Here is a 1495-nt window from a genome sequence, read left to right on the forward strand (position 1 = left end):
GGGAGTGTCATGAATCAGGTGGGCACCCGATCAGAAGGGACCCCAGATGGACACGAAGAGCAGTCACCTGATCGAGGACGCTGACGGCGTGTCGGTTGCGGTGTTGGGCAGCGGCGTTGACGGTGCTGGTGTGGCATCGAAGGCAACGATCCTGAGCTGCGAGGTGGCGGCCGCGCACGGGGTGAGCCCGCGTCTGCTGGACGAGCTGGCCGAACTCGCCGCCGACAAGGTCCGTGACGGCGGACTGAAGCTGATGGGCGAGGGCGGGCTGCTCGTCGAGCTGGCCCGGCACCTGATGCAGGCCGCCGTCGAGGCGGAGATGGACCTGCACCTGGCCGAGGAGGCCGGCCGCACCGGCGGGAAGGGCTCGCGCTCGGGCGGCAACGCCCGCAACGGCTACCGCCCCAGGAAGGTCATAACGGAGGTCGGCACCGTGACGGTGCAGGTCCCCCGTGACCGGCTGGGCACCTTCACCTCCGGTCTGCTGCCGAAGTACGCCCGGCGGACCGGTGGCCTGGACGAAATGGTCCTCTCGCTGACCGCGAAGGGCCTCACGTCCGGCGAGATCGTCGCGCATCTCGCCGAGACGTACGGCATGGAGACGTCCAAGGAGACCGTCTCCACGATCACCGATAAAGCCCTGGACTCCATGGCGGACTGGCGTACCCGGCCGCTCGATCCCGTTTACCCGGTCCTGTTCGTGGACTGTGTGAACGTCAAGATCAGGGACGGTGCGGTGGCGAACCGACCGGTCTACGTCGTGCTCGCGGTCACCTGCGACGGCCACCGCGAGATCTTGGGCCTGTGGGCCGGTGACGGCGGCGAGGGCGCTAAATACTGGCAGAGCGTCCTCGCCGAGCTGCAAAACCGCGGGGTCCGGGACGTGCTGATGCTCGTCTGTGATGGCCTCAAGGGCCTGCCGGAAGCGGTCAACACCGTCTTCCCTCAGACGGTGGTCCAGCTCTGCATCGTTCACCTCATTCGCACCACGCTGCGATACATCTCGCGCCAGGACTGGGACGCCGCCGCCCGCGACCTCAGACCCGTCTACACCGCGGCCAACGAGGACGAAGCCCTCGCCCGGCTCGCCGAGTTCAGCGAGAAATGGGAGGTCAAGTACCCGGCCGCGGTGAAGGCGTGGGAGCGATCTTGGAGTGAAGTGGTGCCTTTCCTCGGCTTCCCGTCTCCAATCCGGAAGATCATCTCAACGACGAACGCGATCGAGAGCCTGAACGCCCGCTACCGGCGCTCGGTCAACGCCTGCGGACATTTCCCCAACGAGACCGCCGCCCTCAAGCGCCTCTACCTCACCACGCTCGCCCTCGACCCCACCGGCCGCGGCCGCAAGCGCTGGACCAGCCGCTGGATGGAGGCGATGAACGCCTTCGACATCGCCTTCGACGGCCGCCTCTCGGCCGGACGGGTATAGGCCAATCAGATCAACGAGAAACCTCTACGCCAACCGAGTGGTGAACACCGCTTTCGTGATACTCCC

General features: G+C 66.8%; 1 protein-coding gene. It reads left to right on the forward strand.

Annotated elements, in window-relative coordinates:
* Nucleotides 1-70 precede the first annotated feature (70 nt).
* A complete protein-coding gene (locus tag P2L57_RS39765; RefSeq protein WP_372516099.1) occupies nt 71-1429 on the forward strand; it encodes an IS256 family transposase in 1359 nt (452 codons plus the stop codon).
* Nucleotides 1430-1495 lie beyond the last annotated feature (66 nt).

The organism is Streptantibioticus ferralitis (genome assembly GCF_029223525.1).
GTDB classification, from domain to species: domain Bacteria; phylum Actinomycetota; class Actinomycetes; order Streptomycetales; family Streptomycetaceae; genus Streptantibioticus_A; species Streptantibioticus_A ferralitis.